The organism is Streptomyces sp. (genome assembly GCF_035644915.1).
Taxonomy (GTDB): Bacteria; Actinomycetota; Actinomycetes; order Streptomycetales; family Streptomycetaceae; genus Streptomyces.
On sequence record NZ_DASQNP010000116.1, the window covers coordinates 1 to 26141 of the forward strand.

A 26141-nucleotide genomic window follows, 5' to 3' on the forward strand; every position below is an offset into this window, starting at 1 on the left:
GCCCTGCATCCGCTTGCGGCGGGTGAGGGCGTCGATCAGCGTGTGCTCGAAGGCGTGGCCCAGGTGCAGGCTGCCGGTGACGTTGGGCGGCGGGATGACGATCGTGTACGGCGGCTTGTCGCTCTTGGCGTCCGCCTCGAAGTAACCGCGCTCTACCCAGCGCTCGTACAGCTTCCCCTCTACCTCGGCCGGGACGTACTGGGTCGGCAGGTTGGCGTGGGCGCTGTTCGACGGCTCCGCCCCGACGGGGGTCGGGCTCTGCTGAGTGTTCTCGGTCACGACGGCCAGTGTACGGGCGCCAATGTCGCAGTCTCGAATCGGTTTGGGGGCCTGGCTCCTCGGGAAGCGCCGCGGTCCGCAAGGATGGGGCGGCGTATTCATGAACATGCCCAACAGAGGGGGAGCTTCACGATGAGCTACAACCAGCCGCCGCCGCAGCCCGGCCCGTACGGCCAGCCACCCCAGCAGCCGGGGCCCTACGCCGCGCCCCAGCAGCCGCCGTACGGCCAGCAGCAGGGGCAGCCGGGTTACGGCTACCCCCAGCAGCCCGGGTACCCGCAGCAGCCCGGCTTCCCCCAGCAGCAGGGCTACCCGCCGCAGCCCGGCCCCTACGGCGCCCCGCAGCAGCCGGGCGCCTACGTCCCCCCGCCCCCGCAGGGCGGCGGCGGCAAGGGCAAGGCCATCGGCGCCCTGGCGGCCGTGCTGGCGGTCGCCGGCCTGGCGGTGGGCGGCTACTTCGTCTTCTCCGACAGCGGCAGCGGCAGCGACATCGCCGACGACGGCAAGCGGTACAAGCTCGTCGCGCCCGAGACGGTACTCGGCGGGGAGTACAAGAAGTCCCCGAACGAGAAGGACGAGATGGACTCCGAGGACATCAAGGACCTGGAGAGCTACGGGGTCGAGAACCCGGAGGCCGTCTCCGCCGGCTACACCTCCGGGGACAACCCCGCCTCCCAGAAGCTGCTGAACTTCAGTGGTGTCTGGGGCGAGGTCAAGGATCCCGAGGCGGTCGTCGACGCCATGTTCGCGAAGATGGCGAAGGAGGCCAAGGAGGACCCCAGCCTGGACGGCGACGGGGAAGGCGGTACGGCCGAGCTGGTCGGCGACCCGCGGACGGTCTCCCCCGAGGGGCTGGAGAACGCCGTCATGAAGTGCCAGGAGCTCAAGCTCACCGGCGAGGGCACCTCCGAGCTCGGCGGCAAGGCCATCACCATGCCGTTCTGCATCTGGGGGGATCACAGCACCGTCGTCTACTCGACGCTGAACGACATGGCCGGACTCATGACCGGCAAGAGCCCGTCGATCGACGACACCGCCGCAGCCGCGGCGAAGCTCCGCAACGACGTGCGCGTCGAGATCAAGTGACCGCCACACGCAGGACGCACCACGCGGCGGGGGCCGCCCGGAGTGATCCGGGCGGCCCCCGCCGCATGTGACGTACGTGGCGCCGGGCGCTCAGGCGCTCTTCTCGCGCGGGCCCTGGCCCTGGTCGCCGCGGGAGCGGGGGACCAGGGTGGGGTTGACGTTGGAGTGGACGACGTCCGCGGTGATCACCACGCGGGCCACGTCCTTGCGGGAGGGCACCTCGTACATCACCGACTGGAGGACCTCCTCCATGATCGCGCGCAGGCCGCGCGCGCCCGTGCCGCGCAGGATCGCCTGGTCGGCGATGGCCTCCAGCGCCGGGCGGTCGAAGTCCAGTTCCACCCCGTCGAGCTCGAAGAGCCGCTGGTACTGCTTGACCAGCGCGTTGCGCGGCTCGACCAGGATCTTCAGCAGGGCCTCGCGGTCGAGGTTGTGGACGGAGGTGATGACCGGCAGGCGGCCGATGAACTCCGGGATCATGCCGAACTTGACCAGGTCCTCGGGCATGACGTCCTCGAACTGGTTGCTCGCCTCGATCTCGCGCTTGGAGCGGATCGTGGCGCCGAAGCCGATGCCCTTGGCGCCCGCCCTGGCCTCGATGATCTTCTCCAGACCGGCGAAGGCGCCGCCCACGATGAACAGCACGTTCGTGGTGTCGATCTGGATGAACTCCTGGTGCGGGTGCTTGCGGCCGCCCTGCGGCGGCACGGAGGCCGTGGTGCCCTCCAGGATCTTCAGCAGGGCCTGCTGCACGCCCTCGCCGGAGACGTCCCGGGTGATGGAGGGGTTCTCGCTCTTGCGGGCGACCTTGTCGATCTCGTCGATGTAGATGATCCCGGTCTCGGCCTTCTTGACGTCGTAGTCGGCGGCCTGGATCAGCTTCAGCAGGATGTTCTCGACGTCCTCGCCCACGTACCCGGCCTCGGTCAGGGCGGTGGCGTCGGCGATGGCGAAGGGGACGTTCAGCATCCGGGCGAGGGTCTGCGCCAGCAGCGTCTTGCCGGAGCCCGTGGGGCCCAGCAGCAGGATGTTGGACTTGGCCAGCTCGATGCCGTCGTCACGGCCCTGCGGACCGCCGTTCTCACCCGCCTGCACCCGCTTGTAGTGGTTGTAGACGGCGACGGAGAGGGCCTTCTTCGCGGCCTCCTGGCCGACGACGTACCCGTCGAGGAACTCGTAGATCTCCCGCGGCTTGGGCAGCTCGTCCCAGCGCATCTCGGAGGTGTCGGCGAGTTCCTCCTCGATGATCTCGTTGCAGAGGTCGATGCACTCGTCGCAGATGTACACGCCCGGCCCCGCGATGAGCTTCTTCACCTGCTTCTGGCTCTTGCCGCAGAACGAGCACTTGAGCAGATCGCCGCCGTCACCGATGCGTGCCACGAGGTGCTTCTCCTTCGCCTGGGATCCGTCGAGTTCCACGAACCCGGGTGCTTGCTCTGGGCCTTGGCGGGGGCGGCCCCCGGACCCCCTATGACGGTACCTTGCCCGACCCCCTGAGTGGGCCCCCCTCGGACCGACTCGACCCGAGGGGGGCGGAAATGTTCGGGGAATCCGGCGGAGCCGGCGGGGTTATCCGAGCCCGACCGAGGTCTTGCGGGTCGAGATGATCTGGTCGATCAGCCCGTACTCCAGCGACTCCTCGGCAGTGAGGATCTTGTCCCGCTCGATGTCCTGGCTGATCTGCTCGATCGGCTTGCTGGAGTGCTTGGCGAGCATCTCCTCGAGCTGCGACCGCATCCGCTGCACCTCGTTGGCCGCGATCTCCAGGTCGGAGACCTGGCCGCGGCCGGTCTCGGTGTACGGCTGGTGGATCAGCACCCGGGCGTTGGGCAGCGCCATCCGCTTGCCGGGCGTGCCGGCGGCGAGCAGCACGGCCGCGGCCGAGGCCGCCTGACCCATGCAGACCGTCTGGATGTCCGGCTTGACGAACTGCATCGTGTCGTAGATGGCCGTCAGAGCCGTGAAGGAACCACCAGGCGAGTTGATGTAGATCGAGATGTCCCGGTCGGGATCCATCGACTCCAGGCACAGCAGCTGCGCCATGACGTCGTTGGCCGAGGCGTCGTCGATCTGCACGCCGAGGAAGATCACGCGCTCCTCGAAGAGCTTCGCGTACGGGTCGTACTCGCGCACGCCCTGCGAGGTGCGCTCCACGAAGCGCGGAACGACGTACCGGGCCTCGGGCGCCGGCCCGTCGTAGCGGGCCTCGAGCCGCTCGTAGAGCCCGGCGCCGGGGAAGGTGTGCTGACTGTTCATGGGGCTGTGCACCGTCCTGGTGAGGTGAGCTGGCTGCGGTCGTCGGGCTGCGGAACGTCCGGGCTCACGCGCCCGTACCGCCACCGCCCGGAAGCTGCGAGGCGGAGCCGTAGACCTCGTCGATCAGGCCGTACTCCTTGGCCTCCTGGGCGGTGAACCAGCGGTCGCGGTCGGCGTCGCGGTTCCACTGCTCCTCGGTCTGGCCGGTGTGCAGCGCGGACAGGCGCGCCATCTTCTTCTTGGTGCGCAGGAGCTGCTCGGCGTGGATCTTGATGTCGGAGGCCGAACCCGCCAGGCCCGCGGAGGGCTGGTGGATGAGGATCTCGGCGTTCGGCAGCGCGAAGCGCTTGCCCGGGGTGCCCGCGCTGAGCAGGAACTGGCCCATGGAGGCGGCCAGGCCCATCGCGATGGTCACCACGTCGTTCTTGATGTACTGCATGGTGTCGTAGATCGCCATGCCGGCCGTGATCGAACCGCCCGGACTGTTGATGTAGAGGTAGATGTCCTTGTCCGGGTCAGCGGCCAGGAGGAGCAGCTGAGCAGTGATGCGGTTGGCGATCTCGTCGTCGACCGGCTGGCCGAGGAAGATGATCCGCTCGTTGAGCAGTCGGTTGTACACCTGGTCGCCGAGGCCACCGATGGTCGGCTCGGTGGCGGCGTAGGGCATCGGAAGCTTCACGTGTCCACCTGCTCGTGTAACGGACGGCTCGTCTCTCACAGGGCCGTCTCTGAGTCTTTCGTGTACTTGGACCCTAACGCGCGGGTCCGATTGCGCCATCCCGGTCCGAGAACTGTTCGCTGTGAGCGCAGGGAGCGTTCCCGCAGGTGGCGTCGGTGTGTTCCGCCGTACGCGAACGGGCCCGCACGCGGTGTCGCGTACGGGCCCGTCGTGTCGGGTGTGCCGGGCGGGACGCCCCCTCCGGCTCGGCCTCCGGGCTCAGCCCTCGGCCTTCTCCTCGCCCTGCTCGGCGGACTTCTCGGCGGTCTCGGCGGCCTCACCGGACTCGGCCGACGCCTCGGCGGCCTCGCCGCCCTCGGACTCGTCCTCCTCGTCCTCCAGGGTGACGGTCTCGCCGTTGGTGTCGGTCACCTTGGCGGCCTCGACGACGAGCGCGAGGGCCTTGCCGCGGGCGACCTCGCCGACGAGCATCGGCACCTGGCCGCTCTCGACGACGGCCTGGGCGAACTGGTCGGGGCTCATCCCGGAGGACTGGGCGCGGCGCACCAGGTGCTCGGTCAGCTCCTCCTGGTTGACGTTGAGCTTCTCCTTGCTGACCAGCTCGTCCAGGATGAACTGGGTCCGGATGCCCTTCTCCGCCTGCTGCTTGAGCTCGGCGTCGAACTCCTCCTCGGACTTGTCCTGCATCCGCAGGTAGGCGGCGAGGTCCAGGCCCATCTGCGGGAGCTGGTGGTTGACCAGGTTGTGCTTGCGGGTGTTGATCTCGTCCTGGAGGAGCTTCTCGGGGATCGGAACCTCGACCAGGGAGATCAGCTCGTCGAGCACCTTCTCCTGGGCCTGGGTGGCCTGGTCGTACTTCTTCATCCGCTCCAGGCGCTTGCGGGTGTCGGCCCGCAGCTCCTCAAGGGTGTCGAACTGGCTGGCAAGCTGCGCGAAGTCGTCGTCCAGCTCGGGGAGTTCACGGGCGGAGACGGAGGTGACGTCCACCTTCACCTCGGCCTCGCGGCCCGCGGCGGAGCCGCCCTTGAGCTCGGAGGTGAAGGTCGCCGAGCCGCCGGCCTCCAGGCCGGTGACGGCCTCGTCGATGCCGTCCAGCAGCTCGCCGGAGCCGATGACGTAGTCGACGCCCTTGGCGACGCCGTCCTCCAGGACCTCGCCGTCGACCCGGGCCTCCAGGTCGATCTTGACGACGTCGCCCTCGGCGGCGGGCCGCTCGACGACGGTGGTGGAGGCGAAGCGCTCGCGGAGCTGCTGGACCGCCTTCTCCACGTCCTCGTCGGTGACCTCGACGGCGTCGACGGTGACCTCGATGCCGGAGTAGTCCGGGATCTCGATGGCGGGACGGACGTCCACCTCGGCGGTGAAGGCGAGGAGCTCGTTGTCCTTGAGCTCGGTGATGTCGACCTCGGGCTGACCCAGCGGGCTCAGCTCACCCTCGTTGACGGCCTCCTGGTAGAGCTTCGGCAGCGCGTCGTTGACCGCCTCCTCCAGGACCGCTCCCCGGCCGAACCGCTGGTCGATCACCCGGGCGGGAACCTTGCCCTTGCGGAAGCCGGGCACCGTGACCTGCTGGTTGATCTTCTTGTACGCCGCGTCGAGGCTGGGCTTGAGCTCCTCGAAGGGCACCTCGACAGTGAGCCGAACCCGGGTGGGGTTCAGGGTCTCCACGGCGCTCTTCACGGTCGGTCTCCTTGGGGCTGACTGCTGGGAACTTCTTGACTTCTTCGAGGCGCCCCGTACGCAGACACGACGCAGGCAGGCGCGTCTTTCATAGTACGTGGTCGGGGTGGCCGGATTCGAACCGACGACCTTCCGCTCCCAAAGCGGACGCGCTACCAAGCTGCGCCACACCCCGTCCGTGCGACACGTAGAGTACATGCCGTACGATGCAGAGCGTGCCGCACGCCGTCACGACCATGCGGTGTCATGATCAGGCGGTTATCATCTGCCTGTGCGTGCCCGGCGGTGGCGCTGCGGGCGTAGCTCAATGGTAGAGCCCCAGTCTTCCAAACTGGCTACGCGGGTTCGATTCCCGTCGCCCGCTCCACACGGCGAACGGCCCGGCTCCTTCGGGAGCCGGGCCGTTCGCCGTGTCGTGCGCCCGCTCAGAAGCTGATCTGGTTGATCGACTCGGCGAGCGAGTTGAGGAAGCGGTTTATCGACGGGGCCATGCCGGTGGAGGCGAGGAAGAAGCCGAAGAGGACCGCGACGAGCGCGGGCCCCGCCTTCAGGGAGCCCCCGCGGATGAGCACGACCATGATGATCGCCAAGAGCAGCACCACTGACAGTGAAATGGCCACAACTGATCACACCCTCGGTCGCAACGCCTCTGCACCGGCCGCGCCGGCCCCGGGAACCCTCCGCCGCGTTCCCGCAGGGCACCATCGTGCCACCAACTGCTGCGCCATTGGGGTTCACTGACGGATCGGCGCCGCCGGGCGTGTCCGCCGGACCGGGACGCGGGCGGGGGCGGACCGCGGCGCCGGGCGCCGCCGCACCCGCCCGCGGGTGGTGGGCGGCCACTGTGCCCAAGTCGTGCCGACGTTGCGCCGAAGGTGCACAGAACTTGCACCGAAGGGGAATTCGACCTGGTCGGTGCAGCATGCAACGGCATCCCCCGCCGGAACCGCTGCGGATATCCCGCCGCAGTTAATTCACCGATGCGGTGACACGAATCACGCAGGAAACAACCCGAAAGAAAAACAACACCCCCTTGAGGGACATCACACCCATAAGGGACATTATTTACGGGTCAAAGATCCTTTAATGGACATGCGGTTATGCGGAGCGTCCGGCGGCTCCGCCCTCCGCCGCGGACCGGGAATAATTCAGCCCCCGGGGGTACCCGGATCATCGCGAATTTACCCATGGACGGATCCCCACTAAGGTGCGGCAGATGTTCCACGCTGGCTATGAGCGATCCCCGCTTCCCCCGGTCCGGCCGGACAAGACCGAGAGCCCGGCCCGGTCCGTCCCGCAGACCTCCCCGGCCGGACCGGGCGGCAGACCCGGGGGCGCCAGACAGCGGGACGCCTTCTTCGACAACGCCAAGTACCTGGCGATCGTGCTGGTGGTCGTGGGGCACGCCTGGGGGCTGATGCTCTCCGACTCCCGGGCCGTACAGGCGGCGTACAACTTCGTCTACGCCTTCCACATGCCGGCCTTCATCGTCGTCTCCGGCTACTTCTCCCGCAGCTTCGACATGCGCCCGGACCGGCTGCGGCGGCTGGTGACCGGCGTGGCCGTGCCGTACGTGATCTTCGAGACCGCGTACAGCCTGTTCAAGCGGGTCATCGACGACGATCCGGGCTTCCCCGTCAGCCTGCTCGACCCCTGGTACCTGACCTGGTTCCTGGCGGCGCTGTTCGTGTGGCGGCTGACGACCCCGCTGTGGAAGGCCGTGCGGTGGCCCCTGCCGCTGGCCCTGGGCATCGCCGTCCTCGCCTCCGTCTCCCCCGAGATCGGCAGGGACCTGGACTTCCAGCGGGTGCTGCAGTTCCTCCCGTTCTTCGTCCTCGGGCTCTGCCTGCGGCCCGAGCACTTCGAGGCCGTGCGGCGGCGCGGGGCGCGGCTGCTGGCCGTGCCGGTCCTGGTGGCCGCGCTGGTGTTCGCGTACTGGTCGGCGCCGCGGATGAACCTGGTGTGGTTCTACCACCGCGAGAGCGCCCAGGAGCTGGGCGTGCCGTGGTGGGTGGGCGTCCTGATGACCTTCGCGCTGTTCGCCTGCTCGCTGGTGCTGACCGCCTGCTTCTTCGCCCTGGTCCCCCGGCGCCGCATGTGGTTCACCGCGCTGGGCGCCGGGACGCTGTACGGCTACCTGCTGCACGGCTTCCTCATCCAGGGCGCGCGCGCCGGAGGGTGGTACGAGGCCTTCCCGTGGCTCGCCACGCCGCCGGGCACGGTCGCGGTGACGGTCGCCGCCGCGGCCGTGGGGACGGTGCTGTGCACCGCTCCGGTGCGGCGGGTGTTCCGTCCCCTGATGGAGCCCCGGATGGCATGGGCCTTCCAGCGGGACGCCGCCGAGCTCGCCCGCGAGCGCGCCGGACGGCCCGCCGCGCCGGGCGGTGGCGCCACGGCGGGCGCCGAGGACGCCGGCGCCCGGGCACAGGTCCCCGCCTCCCGCTGACCGGACCCCGCCGGCCCGGCCGGACCGCCGGCCGGGCCCCCGCCCGCGACTACCCCTCCGCGGCGCCGTACGGCTCCCGCAGCCCCTCCTTGATCTCCCTCAGGACCCTGCGGCTGAGCCCGTCGGCGCCGCGCGTCGTCTCCGGCAGCCGGTAGCGCGGGGTGAGGCGCAGCGTGTGGGCGCAGGCGTGGTCCAGGCAGATCCCGTGGCCGGCCGAGACGAACACCGGTTTGACCCCCGGCCGGGTGCGCAGCGCGCGGCCCACCACCTCCGGCGGGGCGCACCCCTCGTCCAGCAGCGGCGAGGAGTCCCCGCGCAGCGGCCCCGGCTCGGTGTGGGTGAAGACGAAGGGCGACTTGGCCACCCCGAAGCAGGGCAGCCCGGTCAGCACGCCCAGGTGCACCGCCAGCCCGGCCCGCCGGGGGTGGGCGAGGCCGTAGCCGTCGCAGACCAGCAGCTCGGGCGGGGTGCGCAGCTTCTCCAGCGCCGCCAGCACCGGGGGCAGTTCGCGGAAGGCGAGCAGCCCGGGCACGTACGGGAAGCGGCTGCGGTCGGTGTGGACGGCCTCCTCCACCACCTCCAGCGTCGTGGCGTCCAGCACCACGGCGGCGGCGACCAGCAGGTCGCCGTCCTCGTCGTAGGTCACGTCGACCCCGGCGATCCTGCGCACCTCGCCCGGCGCGGGCCCCGGGCCCGCCGGGTCCGCGGCCGCGCGGATCCGTTCCTGCTCGGCCACCGCCTCGGCCTCGGTGGCGGGCCAGCACCCGGCCCGCGGGGTGCCCGCGGAGTGCGTCGCCCCGGTGGTCACGGCTCGCGCTCCCGGCCCTGGTCGCGGCGGATGAGCAGCAGGGCCCGGTCGTCGTTGACGTCGCGGGCGACGGCCTCGATCAGGTGCCAGGCGGCCCCCTGGAAGCCGGTGACGACGTAGCGGTCGGCCTCGCCCGTCAGCCGGTCGATGCCCTCGGACAGCTCGCGCTCGGCCGTCTCGACCAGGCCGTCCGTGAAGAGCATCAGGACGTCGCCGGAGTGCAGGCTGCCCTTGACCGCGTCGAACTGGGCGCCGTCGTAGACGCCCAGCAGGGGCCCCTCCCCGGCCTTCTCCTCCCAGCGGCCGCTGCCCGCGTGGAGCTGGAGGGCGGGGACGTGGCCCGCGGAGAACAGCTCGTAGTCGCCGCTGTCGAGGTCCAGCACGAGGTGGACGGAGGTGGCGAAGCCCTCCTGCCACTCCTGGCGCAGCAGGTAGGCGTTGGCGGCCGGGAGGAAGGCGTGCGGGGGCAGCGAGCCCAGCAGCCCGCCGAAGGCGCCGGACAGCAGCAGCGCGCGGGAGCCCGCGTCCATGCCCTTGCCGGAGACGTCGGTGAGGACCACCTCCAGGGTGCGGCGGTCGGGCCCGGTGAGGGCGGCGACGACGAAGTCGCCGGAGAAGTACTGGCCGCCCGCCGGGCGCAGGGCCATCTCGCGGTGCCAGCCCGCGGGGAGCTTCGGCAGCTTGCTCTGGACGCGGATGCGCTCGCGCAGGTCGAAGAGCATGGTGCCGCCGCGCCGCCAGGGCACGCCGACCCGGCTGCGGAACTGGGCCACCAGCAGCCCGGAGAGCCCGACCGCGGCGACCACCAGGATGGTGCCGGGAGTGACCCGGCCGGGCCCCGCGGCGTAGGGGCCGAGCACCGTGGCCTCCACTATCAGCGCGACGGCCGCGGCGGCGTAGAGGATCAGCAGGTTGGCGGGGCGCAGCAGCAGCCCGCCCGCGATGATCGGCAGCACCAGGCTCTCGGGCGCGAACCACAGGGGTCTGGCGATCGTGGCGTAGGTGAGGGCGGGGACGGTGATCGCCAGGGCGGCGAAGGCGATCCAGTCGGAGCCGTCGCCGCGGAAGTAGTCGACGGCGGACCGGCGCAGGGCCGTGCGGACCCGGTGCACGGCCTTGCGGGCCTGGGACCACCGGGACGCGGGGAGTGCCTTGCCCGTACGACCTGCCATAACCCGGACCTTATCCACCCGTTCGGGGGTGCGTCGATTCCCGGTCCCGGGCGCCGGAAACCGTGTTCGATATCCAGTCGCCCCGGCTCCGTCTCCCTGGTAGGCATGGGCCCATGACGAGCACGGAACTGCGGACGCTGCGCCCCGAGGACTGGGACGCCTGGTACGGGAATCTCGAACTCGCCTTCGGAGGAGTCCCCGAAGCACCCGAGAGAAGTGCGCTGTGGCGCGACCTGACCGAATTCGACCGGTCGATCGCCGCCTGGGACGACGGGCAGATCGTCGGCACGGCCGGCTCGTACTCCTTCCGCCTGTCGGTGCCGGGCGGCGCGATCGTGCCCGCGGCCGGGGTGACGATGGTGAGCGTGGCCGCGACCCACCGGCGGCGGGGCATCCTGCGCGCCATGATGCGGCGTCAACTGGACGACCTGCGGGCGGCCGGGGAGCCGCTGGCGGTGCTGACCGCCTCCGAGCCGGCGATCTACGGGCGCTTCGGCTACGGCGTGGCCACCCACCACCTGTACGCCGAGATCGACACCGCGCGGGTGCGCCTGGCGGAGGTCCCGCCGGGCACCGACGAGGTCCGGCTGCGGCACGCCGACCCCGAAGCGGTGCTCAAGGACTGCGAGGCGCTGTACGCCCGCCGGGTACCGGCCCGGCCGGGCATGCTGGAGCGGCGCCCGGGGTGGGAGCGGACGCAGGTGATGGACCCGGAGAGCAGGCGGGACGGCGCGTCGCCGCTGCGCTGCGTGCTGGCCGAGTCCGGCGGCGAGCTGCGCGGGTACGCGCGGTACGCGGTCAAGCCGGAGTGGGACCTGTCCGGGCCCAGGGGCACGGTCGTGCTGCGCGACCTGGAGGCGCTGGACCCGGCGGCGTACGCGGCGCTGTGGCGCTTCCTGTCCGACATCGACCTGACCTCGACGCTGAAGGTGTCCGGCCGTCCGGTGGACGACCCGTGGCTGCACCTGGTCTCCGACATCCGGCGCTGCGAGGTCCGCGTCCGCGACTCGCTGCACCTGCGCCCGGTGGACGTGGGCGCGGCGCTGGCGGCGCGGACGTACGCGGTGCCGGTGGACGTGGTGCTGGAGGTCGAGGACGCCTTCTGCCCGTGGAACTCCGGGCGCTGGCGGCTGACCGGCGACGCCGGGGGCGCCTCCTGCGCCCGCACCGACGACGCGGCCGACCTGGCGCTGGGCGTGCGGGAGTTGGGCGCGGCCTACCTGGGCGGGGTGTCCCTGGCGGCGCTGGCGGGCGCCGGGCGGGTGCGGGAGCTGCGGGCGGGGGCGCTGGCCGGGGCGTCGGCGGCGTTCTCCTCCGCCGTCGCGCCGTGGCTGCCGCACGGCTTCTGACGGCCGGCCGCCCCGGGGCCCCCTTCTCCGGCGCCCCGGGTCACCCCTTCTGGCAGGTGGGGCACCAGAACAGGTTGCGGGCGGCGAGCGGGGCGGTGCGGACCTCGTCGCCGCAGACGTGGCAGGGCAGCCCGGCGCGGCGGTAGACGTACACCTCGCCGCCGTGGTCGTCCACGCGCGGCGGGCGGCCCATGGCCTCGGGGGTGTGCTCGGGGCGCACGGTGTCGATGCGGTTCAGCCGGACGCCCTCGCGCATCAGCCCGACCAGGTCCGTCCAGATCGCGTCCCACTCGGCGCGCGTGAGGTCCCTGCCCGCCCGGTACGGATCGATGTGGTGCCGGAAGAGGACCTCGGCGCGGTAGACGTTGCCGACGCCCGCGACGACCTTCTGGTCCATCAGCAGCGCGGCGACGGTGGTGCGGCTGCGGGAGATCCGGGCCCAGGCCCGCTCGGGGTCGGCGTCGGCGCGCAGCGGGTCGGGGCCCAGCCGGTCGCTCACCGCCCGCTTCTGCCGCTCGGTGAGCAGCTCGCAGGTGTTGGGGCCGCGCAGGTCGGCGTACGCGTGGGGGGCCTCGGCGGTGGACAGCCGCAGCCGTATCTGCCCGACGGGGGCGGGCGGCGGCCCGTCGCCGTGGGCGAAGGTGCCGTACAGGCCGAGGTGGACGTGGATCCAGTCGCCCCCGGCGGGTCCCTCGAAGCCGAGGAACAGGTGTTTGCCGTGGGCGTCGGCGCCGGTCAGCGTCCGGCCGTCGACGAGGGCGGCGCCGCCGGAGAACCGGCCCTGCGGGCTGGACGCCCGCACGGGCCGGCCGCCGAACCTCCCGTCGAGGTCGGCGGCCAGCCGGTGGATGGTGTGGCCTTCGGGCACGGGCGGCTGCCTGTCTCCTGTCGCTCCGGTCCCGTCAGTCCTGCTGCGGGTGGTGGGCGGGGACGGGCGGCAGTTCGCCGGTCCGCTCGTACGCCGAGAGCATGTCGATGCGGCGGACGTGCCGCTCCTCGCCGGTGAAGGGCGTGGCGAGGAAGGTCTCCACGAAGGAGACGGCCTCCTCGGTGGTGTGCATCCGGGCGCCGATGCTGATGACGTTGGCGTTGTTGTGCTCCCGGCCCAGTTGCGCCGTCTCCCGGCTCCAGACCAGGGCGGCCCGTACGCCCTTCACCTTGTTGGCCGCGATGGCCTCGCCGTTGCCCGAGCCGCCGATCACGATGCCCAGGGCCCCGTCGTCGGCGGCCGTGCGCTCGGCGGCGCGCAGGCAGAAGGGCGGGTAGTCGTCCGCGGCGTCGTAGATGTGCGGGCCGCAGTCGACGGGCTCGTGCCCGGCGTCCCTCAGCCACTGGACGAGGTGGTTCTTCAGTTCGTAGCCGGCATGGTCGGAGCCCAGGTACACGCGCATGGGACGGAGTCTATTCACGAGCGCTTGCCGATCAGCTTCCAGGCCGTGGGAAGGGCTCCCATGGCCAGGGCGGCCTTGAGCGCGTCGCCGATCAGGAAGGGCACCAGGCCGGCGGCGACGGCCTCGCCGAGCGACATGCCCGTGGCCAGCGCCAGGTAGGGGACGCCGACCGCGTAGATGACCGCGGTGCCCACGGCCATCGTCCCGGCCGTGCGCAGCACGCCGCGGTCGCCGCCGCGGCGGGCCAGGGCGCCGACGACGACGGCGGCCAGCAGCATGCCGAGGATGTAGCCGAAGGAGGGCATCGCGGCGCCCGAGGTGCCCTCGGCGAACCACGGCATCCCGGCCACCCCCGCGGCGGCGTACAGGCCGAGGGAGGCGAAGGCGCGGCGGGCGCCCAGGCCCGCGCCGACGAGCAGGGCGGCGAAGGTCTGGCCGGTGACCGGCACGGGCGAGCCCGGCACGGGAACGGCGAACTGCGCGGCCACACCGGTGAGTGCGGCGCCGCCGAGGACCAGCGCCGCGTCGCGCACGCGGGCGCGGGCGGCGGTGGAGGCGGGCAGCACGTCGGCGAGGACGGCGCCCGGACGGACGGTGGCGGTGGTCGCGGCAGGGGTGCTCATCTCACGGCTCCGGTGTCGTACGGAACTTCCAGGACGACTCGACGCTAACCGACGGCGGGCCCGCTGCCGCCGTGAGATTGGCGACAAAGGACGGGCCGGACGACTGTGGGGTTGCGGCACCCGCGCCCGCCCGTGCCGCGCGCCCGGGCGGGCTTTTGGGGCGTACGGCGGGCCGCCGGGGCGTCCGGCCGGGGGTGTCCGGATGGCGGACACGGCAGACCGCCCATTGCCCCGGGCGGGCGGTGCGACCACACTGGTTCGGTCCGGAACTGATCGTTCCGTATGTCCCCGACACCCTGGACGGCACTTTTCCATGTCCGGTACGCCCGATCTGAAGACCCCGGGCTCTCCCCCGGAGAGCCCGGCCGCCACCGACCACTCGTCCCTGACCCATGGCCTCAAGCAGCGCCATCTGTCCATGATCGCCCTCGGCGGCGTGATCGGCGCCGGCCTCTTCGTCGGCTCCGGAGCGGGCATCGCCGCCGCCGGCCCGTCGATCGTGCTGGCGTACGCGCTCTCCGGGCTGCTGGTGATGCTGGTGATGCGGATGCTCGGCGAGCTGTCGGCCGCCCATCCCGCCTCCGGCTCCTTCTCGGTGCACGCCGAGCGCGCGATCGGGCCCTGGGCCGGCTTCACCGCCGGATGGATCTTCTGGACGCTGCTGTGCGTGGCCATCGCCGTGGAGGCGCTGGGCGCCGCGGCGATCATGGCGGACTGGCTCCCGGGCACGCCGGACTGGCTGTGGGTCGCCGTCTTCATGGCGGTCTTCTGCGGCACCAACCTGATCTCGGTGCGGCACTTCGGCGAGTACGAGTTCTGGTTCGCCGCCCTGAAGGTCACCGCGATCGTGCTCTTCCTCCTCCTGGGCGCGCTGGCCGTGCTCGGCCTGCTGCCCGGCACCGACTCCCCCGGCCTGACCCACCTCACCGGCGAGGGCGGCTTCTTCCCCGGCGGCGCGGAGGGCCTGGTGGCCGGCCTGCTGGCCTCCCTGTTCGCCTACGGCGGCCTGGAGACGGTGACCATCGCCGCGGCCGAGTCGGAGGACCCGGTCCGGGGCGTGGCGAAGGCCGTGCGCACGGCGATGTGGCGCATCGCGGTCTTCTACATCGGCTCGATGCTGGTGATCGTCACGCTGATCCCCTGGAACGACGAGTCGGTGCTCTCCGGCCCGTACGCCGCCGTGCTGGACCACCTGGGCATCCCGTACGCCGGCGAGGTCATGAACGTGGTGGTGCTGGTCGCCCTGCTGTCGGCCATGAACGCCAACATCTACGGCGCCTCGCGCATGGCCTACTCCCTCGTCCGCCGCGGCGAGGCCCCCGCCTTCCTGGGCACGGTCCGCGGCGGCGTGCCGCGCCGGGCGGTGCTCGCCTCCTCGGGCTTCGGGTTCTTCGCGGTGCTGCTGAGCTTCTGGTGGCCCGACACCGTGTTCACCTGGCTGCTGAACATGGTGGGCGCGGCCGTGCTGGTGGTGTGGGGCTTCATCGCGGTCTCCCAGTTGCGCACGCGCCGGAGGCTGGAGCGCGAGGCGCCGGAGAAGCTGGTGGTGCGGATGTGGCTGTTCCCCGGGCTGACCTGGCTGTCGCTGGCGGGGGTGGCCGCGGTGCTGCTGCTGATGCTGCGCGAGGACGCCACCCGCACCCAGCTCGCCTTCACCGCCGGGCTCACCCTGGTCCTGTCGGTGATCGGCCTGCTGCGGCAGCGGGCGGCGGCGCGCGGCCGGTAGTCCGGCGCGCGCCCGGCGGTACGGCGGGCGGAACGCGCCGCTCCGCCCGCCGTACCGCCGGTGATCTTCGGCGCGCATAATGGGCGGCACGGTCCGGTGCCGGCCGACCCGCGCACCGTTCCGCCTCCCCGCCGCGGGCTTCCGCCGCGGACGCGGTCGTCTTCTCATCCACCACGCGCCGCGCCGGGGACCGGGAGCGGGGAAGGGGTACGGCCCCCGCGCGGTCCTGGCGCGCGGGGCCGTACCGTCCGCTTCCGTCCCGTACGGTGCCGGGCTCAGTCGAACCGCGGCCCCTCCGTGCGGGTCCGCTTCAGCTCGTAGAAGCCCGGGGTGGAGGCCACCAGCAGCGTGCCGTCCCACAGCCGGGCCGCGGCCTCGCCCTTGGGCGCCGGGGTGACGACCGGGCCGAAGAAGGCGACCTGCCTGCCGTCCGCGCCCGGCACGGCGATCACCGGGGTGCCGACGTCCTCGCCGACCAGGCGGATGCCCTCCTCGTGCGAGGCGCGCAGCCGCTCGTCGTACGCGTCGGTGTCCGCCGCGTCCGCCAGCTCCGCCGGGAGGCCGACCTCCGTCAGGGCGTCGACGATCGTCTCGCGGTCCTTGGGGCGGCCCTGGTTGTGGAAGCGGGTGCCCATCGCGGTGTAGAGCGGGCCGAGCACCTCGGCGCCGTGCTTCTGCTCCGCGGCGATCAGCACGCGCACCGGGCCCCAGCCGACCTCCAGCAGGTCGACGTACTTCTGCGGCAGCTCCTCCAGCCGGTTCTCGTTGAGCACCGACAGGCTCATCACGTGCCAGCGCACCTCGACCGGGCGGAGCTTCTCCACCTCCAGCATCCACCGGGAGGTCATCCAGGCCCACGGGCAGATGGGGTCGAACCAGAAGTCGGCCGGGGTTCTGGTGGCGCTCTCGGTCGTCTCGGGCATCTACGTGTCTCCTCTTCAGGTCCTCGGACGGAACAGGGCGGTGCACGGCGGCGACCACGGCGGGCACCGGCACGGGCGGGCGTGCGGGCGCGGGCCGCCGCGGGCGCGCGCAACGGAGAACACCGCGCGGGGGCACGGTGATTCCCGCCCGCCGCTTGTCCGCCGGCCCGTCCGCCGACCCGCGCACCGGCCGACCGCACGGTCGTGCGGCGCCGCATGCGATCCTGAGCGTCCCGAACTTCTGTGATCGACATGCGAGACGAGGGAGTCACGCCGTGCCCGGTGAGAACCTGACCCGTGACGAGGCCCGGGAGCGCGCCCGGCTGCTGACCGTGGACGGGTACGATGTCGCGCTCGACCTGCGCTCCGCGGTCGGGCCCCACACCGGGGACGGCCCCCGCACCTTCCGCTCCACCACCACGATCCGCTTCCGCTGCGCCGAGCCGGGCGCCTCGACCTTCGCCGACCTGCTCGCGCCCTCGGTCTCCTCGGTGACCCTCAACGGCCGCGAGCTCAACGTGGACAAGGTGTTCGACGGCACGCGCATCGCCCTGGACGGCCTGGCCGCCGAGAACACCCTGACCGTGGACGCGCGGTGCGCGTACAGCCGCACCGGCGAGGGGATGCACCACTTCGTCGACCCGGAGGACGGGGAGACCTACCTCTACACCCAGTACGAGCCCGCCGACGCCCGCCGGGTCTTCGCCAACTTCGAACAGCCCGACCTCAAGGCGCCCTTCACCTTCACCGTCACCGCCCCCGCCGGCTGGACGGTGCTGAGCAACGGCGCGCGGGAGGGCGAACCGGAGCCGGTCGGCGACGGGGCGGCCGTCTGGCGGTTCGCGACGACGAAGCCGATCGCGACGTACATCACCACCGTCGTCGCCGGCCCGTACCACCACGTCACCGACGTCTACCGGCGCGCCCTGCCCGGCGGCGGCGAGCTGGTGATCCCGCTCGGGGCGCTGTGCCGCAAGGGGCTGGCCCGCCACTTCGACGCCGAGGACGTCTTCACCGTCACCAAGCAGGGCCTGGACTTCTTCCACGACCACTTCGACTACCCGTACCCGTTCGGCAAGTACGACCAGGCGTTCGTGCCGGAGTACAACCTCGGCGCGATGGAGAACCCGGGGTGCGTGACCTTCCGCGAGGAGTTCGTCTTCCGCGGCAAGGTGACCGACGCGTCCTACGAGAGCCGGGCCAACGTCATCCTCCACGAGATGGCCCACATGTGGTTCGGCGACCTGGTCACCATGGAGTGGTGGGACGACCTGTGGCTCAAGGAGTCCTTCGCGGACTTCATGGGCACCTTCTCGATGGTGGAGGCCACCCGCTTCGCCGACGGCTGGACCACCTTCGCCAACCGCCGCAAGGCGTGGGCCTACCGCGCCGACCAGCTCCCCTCCACGCACCCGATCACCGCCGACATCCGGGACCTGGAGGACGCCAAGCTCAACTTCGACGGCATCACCTACGCCAAGGGCGCCTCCGTCCTCAAGCAGCTCGTCGCCTATGTGGGGCGCGACGCCTTCCTGGAGGGCGCACGCCGGTACTTCAAGCGCCACGAGTGGGGCAACACCCGCCTGGCGGACCTGCTGGCGGTGCTGGAGGAGACCTCCGGCCGGGACATGGGCGAGTGGGCCGGGGCCTGGCTCCAGACGCCCGGGGTCAACACCCTGACGCCGCACGCCACCTACGGCGCCTCGGGCCGGATCACCGAGCTGGCCATCACCCAGGAGGCGCCCGAGGAGCACCCGGTGCTGCGCCCGCACCGGGTGGCGGTGGGCCTGTACCGCAGGGAGGGCGCGGACGGGGCGCTGGTGCGCTACGCCCGCGCCGAGGTGGACGTCACCGGCGCGCGGACGGTGGTGGAGGAGCTGGCCGGGGCCGAGCGGCCGGAGCTGATCCTGGTCAACGACGAGGACCTCACGTACTGCAAGGTCCGCTTCGACGAGGTGTCCCTGGACACCCTCCGCGACCACCTGGGCTCGGTCACCGACCCCCTGGCCCGGGCGCTGTGCTGGTCGGCCCTGTGGAACCTCACCCGTGACGCGCTGCTGCCCGCGCGCGACTTCCTCGACCTGGTGCTGCGCTTCGGCGGCCAGGAGAGCGACATCGGCGTGGTGCAGATGCTGCACGCCTGGGCGCGCACCGCCCTGGTGCACTACGTCGCGCCCGAGCGGCGCGAGGAGAGCGGCCGGGCGCTCGCCCAGGGCGCGCTGCGCCACCTGCGGCAGGCCGAGCCGGGCAGCGACCACCAGCTCGCCTGGGCGCGGTTCTTCGCGGGCGTCGCGCACGACGAGCACGACCTGCAGATGCTGGACAGGCTGCTGGAGGGATCCGGCCGGATCGACGGGCTGGAGATCGACCAGGAGCTGCGCTGGACGCTGCTGGAGCCGCTGGCCGCCCACGGCGTCGCCGACGAGGCGAGGCTGGCGGCCGAACTGGCCCGCGACGACACCGCCTCCGGCAAGCGGCACCAGGTGCGCTGCCTGGCCGCGCGGCCGTCCCCCGAGGTCAAGGCGCGGGCGTGGGCGGACGTGGTGGACTCCGACCGGCTCTCCAACGCGCTGGTGGAGGCGACCATCTCCGGCTTCGACCAGCCGGGGCAGCGGGAGCTGCTGGCGCCGTACGCGCGGCGGTACTTCGAGGTGATCGAGCGGGTCTGGGCCGAACGGTCGATCGAGATCGGCATGGCGATCGTCCGCGGCCTGTACCCCGCGCTCCAGGACGACCGGACCGTGCTGGAGCTGGCGGACGCCTGGCTGGAGGCGCACCGGGACGCTCCCCCGGCGCTGCGGCGGCTGGTGCTGGAGGCCCGCGACGACACGGCCCGGGCGCTGCGGGCCCAGCGGTGCGACGCGGCGGCCGGGCGCTGATCGGCACTCGAACACCCGTACTTTAGGACGGGCTTGTCCGCATTCGCCCACAACCGTGTAACAGAGGTTGGCGGGCGGAGGAGGGACGGGAATCGCCGGGACATGAACCACGACACCCCGCTCTCCCCCCGCCCCGTCCGCCACCTCTCGCACGTACGGCGCCGGGTGGTGACGGCCCGCACGCTGCGCGAGCACGGCGTCCCGGCCGCCACCGCCGACGAGCGCTGCCGGCCGGGCGGCCCCTGGCAGATGCCGCTGCCCGGCGTCTACCTGCTGCACCCCGGCCCGCCGACCGGCGAGGAGAGGCTGCACGCCGTACTGCTGTACGCGGGCCTGGGGCGCGCCTCGGACCGCGTCCCGGGCCGTGTCCCCGACGCGGTGATCACCGGGCCGGCCGCGCTCGCCCTGCACGGCTTCTCCTCGGCCCCCTCGCTCACCTCCCTCGACCTCGTCGACGTGCTGGTCCCCCGCTCCCGCCGGCTGCGCTCGGCCGGCTGGGCCCGGGTGGTGCGCACCCGGACCCTTCCCCGGCCCGAGGAGGTCACCGGCCTGCCCGTGGCCCCGGTGCCGCGCGCCCTGGCCGACACGATCGGCCGCACCACCGACGCCGCGGCCGTGCGGCGGCTGCTGACCGAGGCGGTGCGCGACGGCCACTGCGAGGTCCGGGCCGTCGTCCGCGAGCTGACCCGGGCCCGGCTGCTGGACCGCCCCCACGTCGTGGACGCCGTGGAGGTCCTGTCGGCCGAGGGGCGGGCGGCGGCCGAGGGCCTGCTGTACGGCCTGGTCCGCGCCCACGGGCTGCCCGATCCCTGCTGGAACGTCGATCTGGGGCTGCCCGGCGGCTCCCACCTCGGCGGCGTGGACGCCTACTGGCCCGAGCAGGCCGTCGCCGTGGAGATCGACACCCGCGCGCCCCACGAGGCCCCCGGCGGGGACGGCGCCGCGGCGGGCGGCGCGGACGGCGGCGCGGTGTGGTCGGGGTGGTCGGGGTACGTCCGCAAGCGCGAGACCCTCGGGCGCCTGGGCATCGCGGTCCTCCACCTCACCCCGGCGGGGCTCCGCGACCGCCCGGAGCGGCAGGCCGCCGTGATCCGCACCGCCCTGATGACCGCGCCGGAGCGCGAGCCGGCCGTGCACGTGACGGTCCTGCCCCGGTGACCCGCCCCCGGCGGGGGCGTTTCGAAGGCGGCGGACCCCGCGCCCGTGCGCGGGGCACGGGCGCGGGGTCCGGAGCGGGACGGCGGCAGCGGTGGTGGCGGCGGTGGCGTCAGGCCGCCGCGGCGTCCGCCGCCTGCGCCTTCAGGGCGCGCTCGATGCCCGCGCGGGACTCGGTGACCAGGCGGCGCAGCGCCGCACTGGGCCCGGCCGACTCCAGCCAGGCGTCCGTGGCCCGCAGGGTCTCCTCGGAGACCTGGAGGGACGGGTAGAGGCCGATCGCGATCTGCTGCGCCATCTCGTGGCTGCGCGACTCCCACACGTCCTTGAGCACCTCGAAGTACTTCGCGGCGTACGGGGCGAGCAGCTCGCGCTGGTCGGTCTGGACGAAGCCGCCGATGACCGCCTCCTGCATCGCGTTGGGCAGCTTGTCGGACTCCACGACCGACGCCCACGCCTCCGCCTTGGCCTCCTCGGTCGGCCGGGCCGCCCGCGCGGTGGCCGCGTGCCGTTCGCCCGCCGAGGTCCGGTCGCGCTCCAGCTCGGCCTCGATGGCCGCCTCGTCGGCGCGTCCGGTGGCCGCCAGCCGCTGGAGCAGCGCCCAGCGCAGCTCGGTGTCCACGGTCAGGCCCTCGATCTTCTCGCTGCCGTCCAGCAGTCCGGCCAGGAGTCCGAGCTGCTCGTCGGTGCGGGCGGTCGCGGCCAGTGCCCGCGCCCAGGCGAGCTGGTGGTCGCTGCCCGGCTCGGCCCGGCGCAGCCGCTCCAGCGCGGCGTCGGACCAGCGCAGCAGGCCGGTGTCGCGCCAGTCCGGGGCGGCGTACAGGTCCAGGGCGACCTTGACCTGCCGCTGCAGGGACTGGACGACGCCGATGTCGGACTCCTTGTCGATGCCGGAGAGCACCAGCTCCAGGTACTCGCGGGTGGCCATCTCCCCGTCCCGGGTCATGTCCCAGGCCGAGGCCCAGCACAGGGCGCGCGGCAGCGACTCGGCGAAGTCGCCCAGGTGCCGGGTGACGGCGGCCAGCGACTCGGGGTCGAGCCGGACCTTGGCGTACGACAGGTCGTCGTCGTTGAGCAGGATCACGTCCGGGCGCCGGCTGCCGACCAGCTCGGGCACCTCGGTCCGCTCGCCGTCCACGTCCAGCTCGACGCGGCCGGTGCGCACCAGCCGGCCGCCGTCGAGCTCGTAGGAGCCGATGGCGATGCGGTGCGGGCGCAGGACGGGCTCGCCCCGGGCGCCGGCGGGCAGGGCCGGGGCCTCCTGGCGCACCGCGAAGGAGGTGATCACCCCGTTGTCGTCGGTGGTGAGCTCCGGGCGCAGCACGTTGATGCCGGCGGTCTCCAGCCACGCCGCGGACCAGGCCTTCAGGTCCCGGCCGGAGGTCTCCTCCAGCGCGGTGAGCAGGTCGGTCAGCCGGGTGTTGCCCCACGCGTGGCGCCGGAAGTACGTCTGCACGCCGCGGAAGAACGCGTCCTCGCCGACGTAGGCGACGAGCTGCTTGAGGACCGAGGCGCCCTTGGCGTAGGTGATGCCGTCGAAGTTGACCAGGACGTCGTCGAGGTCCCGGATCTCGGCCATGATCGGGTGCGTGGAGGGGAGCTGGTCCTGGCGGTAGGCCCAGGTCTTCATGGAGTTGGCGAAGGTGGTCCACGCGTGCGGCCACCGGCTGCCCGGGGCCGCGGCCTGGCAGGCGATGGAGGTGTAGGTGGCGAACGACTCGTTCAGCCACAGGTCGTTCCACCACTCCATGGTGACCAGGTCGCCGAACCACATGTGGGCCAGCTCGTGCAGGATCGTCTCGGCCCGCACCTCGTAGGCGGCGTCCGTCACCTTGGAGCGGAAGACGTACTGGTCGCGGATGGTCACCGCGCCCGCGTTCTCCATCGCGCCCGCGTTGAACTCCGGCACGAAGAGCTGGTCGTACTTGGCGAAGGGGTAGGGGTGGTCGAACTTCTCGTGGAACCAGTCGAAGCCCTGCCGGGTGACCTCGAAGATCGCGTCCGCGTCGAGGTGCTCGGCCAGTGACGGGCGGCAGTAGATGCCCAGCGGCACGCTGCGGCCGTCCTTCTCCCAACTGCTGTGCACGCTGTGGTACGGGCCGGCGATCAGCGCGGTGACGTAGGTGGAGATGCGCGGCGTCGGCTCGAAGCGCCAGACGTTCTCGCGCGGCTCCGGGGTGGGCGAGTTGGAGATCACCGTCCAGCCCTCGGGGGCGGTGACGGTGAAGGCGAAGGACGCCTTGAGGTCGGGCTGCTCGAAGCTGGCGAAGACCCGGCGGGCGTCGGGCACCTCGAACTGCGTGTAGAGGTACGCCTGCTGGTCCACCGGGTCGACGAAGCGGTGCAGGCCCTCGCCGGTGTTGGTGTACGCGCAGTCCGCGACGACCCGCAGCTCGTTGCGGCCGGCGACGAGTCCGGGCAGGGCGATGCGCGAGTCGGCGAAGACCTCGGCGGGGTCCAGGGGCACGCCGTTGAGGACGACCTCGTGCACGGTGGGGGCCACCAGGTCGATGAAGCTGGTCCCGGCCTCACGGGCGTCGAACCGCACCGTGGTGACCGAGCGGAACGTACCCCCTTCCTGCGCTCCGGAGAGGTCCAGCTCGATCTCGTACGTGTCCACCTCGAGCAGACGGGCCCGCTCCCGCGCCTCCTCGCGCGTGAGGTTCGTACCAGGCACCTGCGTCATCTCCTTCTTCAGGTCCGTGTGTCCGGCCATCCTCGCATCCCCCGGACGGCGGCGCCCGTGCGGACGACACGGCCGCCTCCCCCGCCGGGGCCGGAACCCGGCCGACCATCGTCAACCCGGGGTTGACGCTCCCCAGTCGTCAACCTAGGGTTGACGCATGGACACTCCGCAGAACCCCGTGCGCATGCCCGCCTCCATCCGCCTCGACGAACTCATCGAGGGCATCCGGAAGGCCCACCCGAACGTCCTCGACCAGCTCTCCACCGCGGTCCTCACCGCCGAGCACCTCGGCGAGGTGGCCGACCACCTGATCGGCCACTTCGTGGACCAGGCCCGGCGCTCGGGCGCGTCCTGGACCGAGATCGGCCGGAGCATGGGCATCACCAAGCAGGCCGCCCAGAAGCGCTTCGTCCCCAAGGACTCCGGCGTCCCGGACCTCGACCCCGCCCAGGGCTTCGGCCGGTTCACCCCGCGGGCCAGGAACGCGGTGATGGCGGCGCAGGAGGAGGCCCGCACGGCGGGCAACGCCGAGATCCGCCCCGAACACCTGGCCCTGGGCCTGCTGAGCGAGCCGGATGCGCTCGCCGCCAAGGCGGTCACCGCGCAGGGCGTGGCGCTGGAGGCCCTCCGCGAGGCGCTCACCGCGGCGCTGCCGCCCGCGGCCGGGGAGGTGCCCGACCTGATCCCGTTCGACGCGCGGGCGAAGAAGGCGCTGGAGCTCACCTTCCGGGAGGCGCTGCGGCTGGGCCACAACTACGTGGGGACCGAGCACGTCCTGCTCGCCCTGCTGGAACTGGAGGACGGCCAGGGCCCGCTCAGCGGCCTCGGCCTCACCAAGCAGGCCGCCGAGTCCCACGTCGCCGAGGCCCTCGCGGCCCTGACCGCCGCCCGCGAACAGGAGTGACGCCGCTCACCCGGCGGGGGCGGAAGATGAACGCGCGGTGAGCGGAACCGCACCGGTCGGCGAGCGGGACATGGCGATCGCGAACACGAGTGATCCATGAACGGTGTTCGGTGTCGGACGTTTCCGTGGTGTTGAACCGCAGGTCACCGGAGATGTCCACGATCCCCGGTGGGCGGGGGAATGCCCCGTTCCATGCCTTCGCGTTCGCATCCGGGGAGAGACGCTCATGTCCCGCCGCAGACAGCTCGCCGACCGTGCCCTCGACCGCCGTACGCTGCTCGCCGCCACCGGGGCGGCCGGGATCGCCGCCGGGCTGGGGGTGGCCCTCGGCGGGGGCGGCAATCCGGCCGGGGCCGCCCCCGCCGCGCCCACGCGCATTCCCTCCCCCAGGCACACCCCCTCCTCCACGCCGCTGGTCCCCTCTCCGGCCGGGACCACGCTGGAGAGCGTCGCCACCGCGCGCGGCAGCGGCGGCTACCGGCGGCTGGGCGAGGGTCCCGGCTGGGGACGGGTGGTACGGCAGGAGCTGGCCGCCGCGGGCGCCGGGCGCGAGGACCGGCGCACGGTCCTGGCCTCCTTCGTGCACTTCACCGACACCCATGTGACGGACGTCCAGCACCCGGTGCGCTTCGAGTACCTGCGCGCCGGCACCACCGGCGCCTGGCGCCCGCACGAGGCGCTCACCGTCCACGGCCTGGTCTCGCTCGTCGAGCGGGTCAACGCGCTGCGCGGCGGCCCGGCCACCGGCGCGCCGCTGGGCTTCGTGATGACCACCGGGGACAACACGGACAACAACTGCCGCGCCGAGCTGGAGTGGTTCCTCACCGCGATGAACGGCGGCCGGATCACCCCCAACACCGGCGACCCGCTGCGCTACGAGGGCGTGCAGAACTCCGGGCTGCCGCTGTACTGGCAGCCGGAGGACGCGCTGCGCGACCTCGACAAGCAGCACGGCTTCCCCCGCCTCGACGGCTTCCTCGACGCCGCGATCGGGCAGCTCACCAGCCCCGGCCTGACCATCCCCTGGTACTCCACCGTCGGCAACCACGACAACCTCTACGGCGGCCACTACGTGAACGACCCGTACTTCGCCGAACTGGCCGTGGGGGAGCGGAAGCTGTACACCCTGCCGGAGGCCGAGTCCGCCGCGCTGCGCAAAAGGGTGCGGGCGGGCCTGGACGCCAGCGGCGAGGCCCTGAAGGAGCTGCTGCGCGCCCACGCCCGCGAGATGCGCACCGTCACCCCCGACCCGTCCCGCGCGCCCGTCACCGCCCGCGAGTACGCCGAGGCGCACCTGGACCCGGCGCACACCGGTCCCGGCCCGGTCGGCCACGGCTACACCCGGGCGTCGGTGGCGGAGGGGCGGCTGTACTACTCCTTCCGCATCGCCGACGGCGTGCTCGGCGTCAGCCTGGACACCACCAACCCCGCCGGCGACTACCGCGGCCACCTCGACGCCGCGGAACTGCGCTGGCTGGACCGCGAGCTGACCCGCCACGCCGACGACCGCGTCGTGGTCTTCAGCCACCACTGCAGCGGGACCATACCCGTCGGCGGCGACGAGCTGCTGGCGCTGCTGAAGCGGCACCGCAACGTGGTCGCGTGGATCAACGGGCACAGCCACCGCAACCGGATCGTGCCGCACGGCGGCTTCTGGGAGATCACCACGGCCTCGCACGTGGACTACCCCCAGCTCGCCCGGGTGGTCGAGCTGACGGACAACCGCGACGGGACGCTGTCGCTGTTCACCACCTGCATCGAGGCGGCGGCCCCGTACGGCACCGACCCGGGCGACCTCTCCCGCACCGGCCTGGCCTCGCTCTACCGCGAGCTGTCCTTCAACGCCCCGGGCCGCAACACGACCCTGACCGGCCAACCGGGCGACCGCAATACCGAACTGCTGCTGCGGCGGCGCTGAGGGGCGCTACGGGAGGGGCACCGAGGGGATGCCGAGAGGACGCCGAGGGGGTCCCGCGGGGGCGGCCGTCCCCCGCGGGACGCTGACCGGATCGTTCCGGGACGGGCCCGGATCGTGCCTGTCGGACCGGCATCCCTCCTGGTCAGACTGGCGGGCATGAACCGAGCGCTGATCGTGGTCG

Annotated in this window: 21 protein-coding genes and 2 tRNA genes; 9 read left to right on the plus strand and 14 right to left on the minus strand. The window is 72.6% G+C overall.

Annotation, left to right across the window (positions count from 1 at the left end; translation table 11 throughout):
* Window positions 1–279: class I tRNA ligase family protein (locus VE546_RS13340; RefSeq protein WP_414720477.1), on the minus strand; the 279-nt coding region annotated here is incomplete at its 3' end.
* 132 nt (window positions 280–411) lie between these two features.
* Between VE546_RS13340 and VE546_RS13345 the strand changes: the two genes are divergently transcribed.
* The gene (locus tag VE546_RS13345) at window positions 412–1365 is read left to right on the plus strand and encodes a hypothetical protein (protein WP_324921936.1); all 954 of its coding nucleotides are present in this window, start codon (window positions 412–414) and stop codon (window positions 1363–1365) included.
* A gap of 90 nt (window positions 1366–1455) precedes the next feature.
* Here the strand turns inward: VE546_RS13345 and clpX are convergent, their stop codons facing one another.
* The 5 genes from clpX to VE546_RS13370 all read right to left on the minus strand — a co-directional run bounded on the left by clpX (window position 1456) and on the right by VE546_RS13370 (window position 6155).
* Complete coding sequence (gene clpX, locus VE546_RS13350; RefSeq protein WP_324921938.1) at window positions 1456–2745, minus strand: ATP-dependent Clp protease ATP-binding subunit ClpX; 1290 nt, start codon at window positions 2743–2745, stop codon at window positions 1456–1458.
* Window positions 2746–2934: 189 nt separating this feature from the next.
* Entirely contained in the window at window positions 2935–3621 is a 687-nt protein-coding gene (locus VE546_RS13355) for an ATP-dependent Clp protease proteolytic subunit (protein ID WP_324921940.1), read from the minus strand.
* 64 nt (window positions 3622–3685) lie between these two features.
* Window positions 3686–4288, minus strand: coding sequence for an ATP-dependent Clp protease proteolytic subunit (locus VE546_RS13360; protein WP_324921986.1), 603 nt, complete (start codon window positions 4286–4288; stop codon window positions 3686–3688).
* A gap of 270 nt (window positions 4289–4558) precedes the next feature.
* Window positions 4559–5980, minus strand: a complete 1422-nt coding sequence (gene tig, locus VE546_RS13365) for a trigger factor (protein WP_324921942.1) — start codon at window positions 5978–5980, stop codon at window positions 4559–4561.
* Window positions 5981–6078: 98 nt separating this feature from the next.
* A tRNA-Pro gene (locus VE546_RS13370) sits at window positions 6079–6155 on the minus strand.
* A 118-nt stretch (window positions 6156–6273) separates the two neighbouring features.
* Here VE546_RS13370 and VE546_RS13375 point away from each other — a divergent pair.
* Window positions 6274–6347, plus strand: a tRNA-Gly gene (locus VE546_RS13375).
* A 58-nt stretch (window positions 6348–6405) separates the two neighbouring features.
* On the opposite strand, the gene VE546_RS13380 is transcribed toward VE546_RS13375, so the two are convergent.
* Window positions 6406–6600 carry a hypothetical protein gene (locus VE546_RS13380; protein ID WP_324921944.1) on the minus strand — a complete coding sequence of 65 codons (195 nt, stop codon included), beginning with the start codon at window positions 6598–6600 and terminating at the stop codon, window positions 6406–6408.
* Between the two features lie 596 nt (window positions 6601–7196).
* On the opposite strand from VE546_RS13380, the gene VE546_RS13385 reads away from it, so the two are divergent.
* On the plus strand, window positions 7197–8426 hold the full coding sequence (locus VE546_RS13385) for an acyltransferase family protein (RefSeq protein WP_324921946.1): 1230 nt from the start codon (window positions 7197–7199) through the stop codon (window positions 8424–8426).
* Window positions 8427–8475: 49 nt separating this feature from the next.
* On the opposite strand, the gene VE546_RS13390 is transcribed toward VE546_RS13385, so the two are convergent.
* Together VE546_RS13390 and VE546_RS13395 are read right to left on the minus strand one after the other, a co-directional pair.
* On the minus strand, window positions 8476–9234 hold the full coding sequence (locus tag VE546_RS13390) for an endonuclease V (RefSeq protein ID WP_324921947.1): 759 nt from the start codon (window positions 9232–9234) through the stop codon (window positions 8476–8478).
* Window positions 9231–10406, minus strand: a complete 1176-nt coding sequence (locus VE546_RS13395; RefSeq protein ID WP_324921949.1) for a PP2C family protein-serine/threonine phosphatase — start codon at window positions 10404–10406, stop codon at window positions 9231–9233. The genes VE546_RS13390 and VE546_RS13395 overlap by 4 nt, the downstream gene beginning before the upstream one ends.
* 113 nt (window positions 10407–10519) lie before the next feature.
* Here VE546_RS13395 and VE546_RS13400 point away from each other — a divergent pair, with 113 nt between their 5' ends.
* Window positions 10520–11755: a GNAT family N-acetyltransferase gene (locus VE546_RS13400; RefSeq protein ID WP_324921951.1), complete on the plus strand. Its 1236-nt coding sequence runs from the start codon at window positions 10520–10522 to the stop codon at window positions 11753–11755.
* Between the two features lie 40 nt (window positions 11756–11795).
* On the opposite strand, the gene VE546_RS13405 is transcribed toward VE546_RS13400, so the two are convergent.
* From VE546_RS13405 to VE546_RS13415, 3 genes are read right to left on the minus strand one after another with little or no spacing between them, the layout of a single operon-like run.
* A complete protein-coding gene (locus VE546_RS13405; protein ID WP_324921952.1) occupies window positions 11796–12623 on the minus strand; it encodes an Fpg/Nei family DNA glycosylase in 828 nt (275 codons plus the stop codon).
* Window positions 12624–12657: 34 nt separating this feature from the next.
* Complete coding sequence (locus tag VE546_RS13410; protein ID WP_324921954.1) at window positions 12658–13146, minus strand: ribose-5-phosphate isomerase; 489 nt, start codon at window positions 13144–13146, stop codon at window positions 12658–12660.
* 14 nt (window positions 13147–13160) lie between these two features.
* Window positions 13161–13769, minus strand: coding sequence for a biotin transporter BioY (locus VE546_RS13415; RefSeq protein WP_324921956.1), 609 nt, complete (start codon window positions 13767–13769; stop codon window positions 13161–13163).
* 313 nt (window positions 13770–14082) lie between these two features.
* Between VE546_RS13415 and VE546_RS13420 the strand changes: the two genes are divergently transcribed.
* Complete coding sequence (locus VE546_RS13420) at window positions 14083–15495, plus strand: amino acid permease (protein WP_324921958.1); 1413 nt, start codon at window positions 14083–14085, stop codon at window positions 15493–15495.
* A 275-nt stretch (window positions 15496–15770) separates the two neighbouring features.
* Here VE546_RS13420 and VE546_RS13425 read toward each other — a convergent pair whose 3' ends face one another.
* Window positions 15771–16418: a disulfide bond formation protein DsbA gene (locus tag VE546_RS13425; RefSeq protein ID WP_324921960.1), complete on the minus strand. Its 648-nt coding sequence runs from the start codon at window positions 16416–16418 to the stop codon at window positions 15771–15773.
* Window positions 16419–16693: 275 nt separating this feature from the next.
* Here VE546_RS13425 and pepN (VE546_RS13430) point away from each other — a divergent pair, with 275 nt between their 5' ends.
* Together pepN (VE546_RS13430) and VE546_RS13435 are read left to right on the plus strand one after the other, a co-directional pair.
* A complete protein-coding gene (pepN, locus tag VE546_RS13430) occupies window positions 16694–19297 on the plus strand; it encodes an aminopeptidase N (RefSeq protein ID WP_324921961.1) in 2604 nt (867 codons plus the stop codon).
* A 102-nt stretch (window positions 19298–19399) separates the two neighbouring features.
* On the plus strand, window positions 19400–20455 hold the full coding sequence (locus tag VE546_RS13435; RefSeq protein WP_324921963.1) for a hypothetical protein: 1056 nt from the start codon (window positions 19400–19402) through the stop codon (window positions 20453–20455).
* Between the two features lie 109 nt (window positions 20456–20564).
* On the opposite strand, the gene pepN (VE546_RS13440) is transcribed toward VE546_RS13435, so the two are convergent.
* Window positions 20565–23129 carry an aminopeptidase N gene (gene pepN / locus VE546_RS13440; RefSeq protein WP_324921988.1) on the minus strand — a complete coding sequence of 855 codons (2565 nt, stop codon included), beginning with the start codon at window positions 23127–23129 and terminating at the stop codon, window positions 20565–20567.
* Window positions 23130–23295: 166 nt separating this feature from the next.
* Between pepN (VE546_RS13440) and VE546_RS13445 the strand changes: the two genes are divergently transcribed.
* Window positions 23296–24042 carry a Clp protease N-terminal domain-containing protein gene (locus VE546_RS13445; protein ID WP_324921965.1) on the plus strand — a complete coding sequence of 249 codons (747 nt, stop codon included), beginning with the start codon at window positions 23296–23298 and terminating at the stop codon, window positions 24040–24042.
* Window positions 24043–24268: 226 nt separating this feature from the next.
* Window positions 24269–25960 carry a TIGR03767 family metallophosphoesterase gene (locus tag VE546_RS13450; RefSeq protein ID WP_324921967.1) on the plus strand — a complete coding sequence of 564 codons (1692 nt, stop codon included), beginning with the start codon at window positions 24269–24271 and terminating at the stop codon, window positions 25958–25960.
* The last annotated feature ends 181 nt before the right edge of the window (window positions 25961–26141 follow it).

Bases quoted from the DNA above. Each gene is read 5' to 3' on its own strand.
- VE546_RS13345 (WP_324921936.1), top strand. From the start codon at position 412: ATGAGCTACAACCAGCCGCCGCCGCAGCCCGGCCCGTACGGCCAGCCA.
- VE546_RS13355 (WP_324921940.1), bottom strand. From the start codon at position 3,621: ATGAACAGTCAGCACACCTTCCCCGGCGCCGGGCTCTACGAGCGGCTC.
- VE546_RS13360 (WP_324921986.1), bottom strand. From the start codon at position 4,288: ATGCCCTACGCCGCCACCGAGCCGACCATCGGTGGCCTCGGCGACCAG.
- VE546_RS13385 (WP_324921946.1), top strand. From the start codon at position 7,197: ATGTTCCACGCTGGCTATGAGCGATCCCCGCTTCCCCCGGTCCGGCCG.
- VE546_RS13395 (WP_324921949.1), bottom strand. From the start codon at position 10,406: ATGGCAGGTCGTACGGGCAAGGCACTCCCCGCGTCCCGGTGGTCCCAG.
- VE546_RS13400 (WP_324921951.1), top strand. From the start codon at position 10,520: ATGACGAGCACGGAACTGCGGACGCTGCGCCCCGAGGACTGGGACGCC.
- VE546_RS13410 (WP_324921954.1), bottom strand. From the start codon at position 13,146: ATGCGCGTGTACCTGGGCTCCGACCATGCCGGCTACGAACTGAAGAAC.
- VE546_RS13415 (WP_324921956.1), bottom strand. From the start codon at position 13,769: ATGAGCACCCCTGCCGCGACCACCGCCACCGTCCGTCCGGGCGCCGTC.
- VE546_RS13420 (WP_324921958.1), top strand. From the start codon at position 14,083: ATGTCCGGTACGCCCGATCTGAAGACCCCGGGCTCTCCCCCGGAGAGC.
- VE546_RS13425 (WP_324921960.1), bottom strand. From the start codon at position 16,418: ATGCCCGAGACGACCGAGAGCGCCACCAGAACCCCGGCCGACTTCTGG.
- VE546_RS13435 (WP_324921963.1), top strand. From the start codon at position 19,400: ATGAACCACGACACCCCGCTCTCCCCCCGCCCCGTCCGCCACCTCTCG.
- VE546_RS13445 (WP_324921965.1), top strand. From the start codon at position 23,296: ATGGACACTCCGCAGAACCCCGTGCGCATGCCCGCCTCCATCCGCCTC.
- VE546_RS13450 (WP_324921967.1), top strand. From the start codon at position 24,269: ATGTCCCGCCGCAGACAGCTCGCCGACCGTGCCCTCGACCGCCGTACG.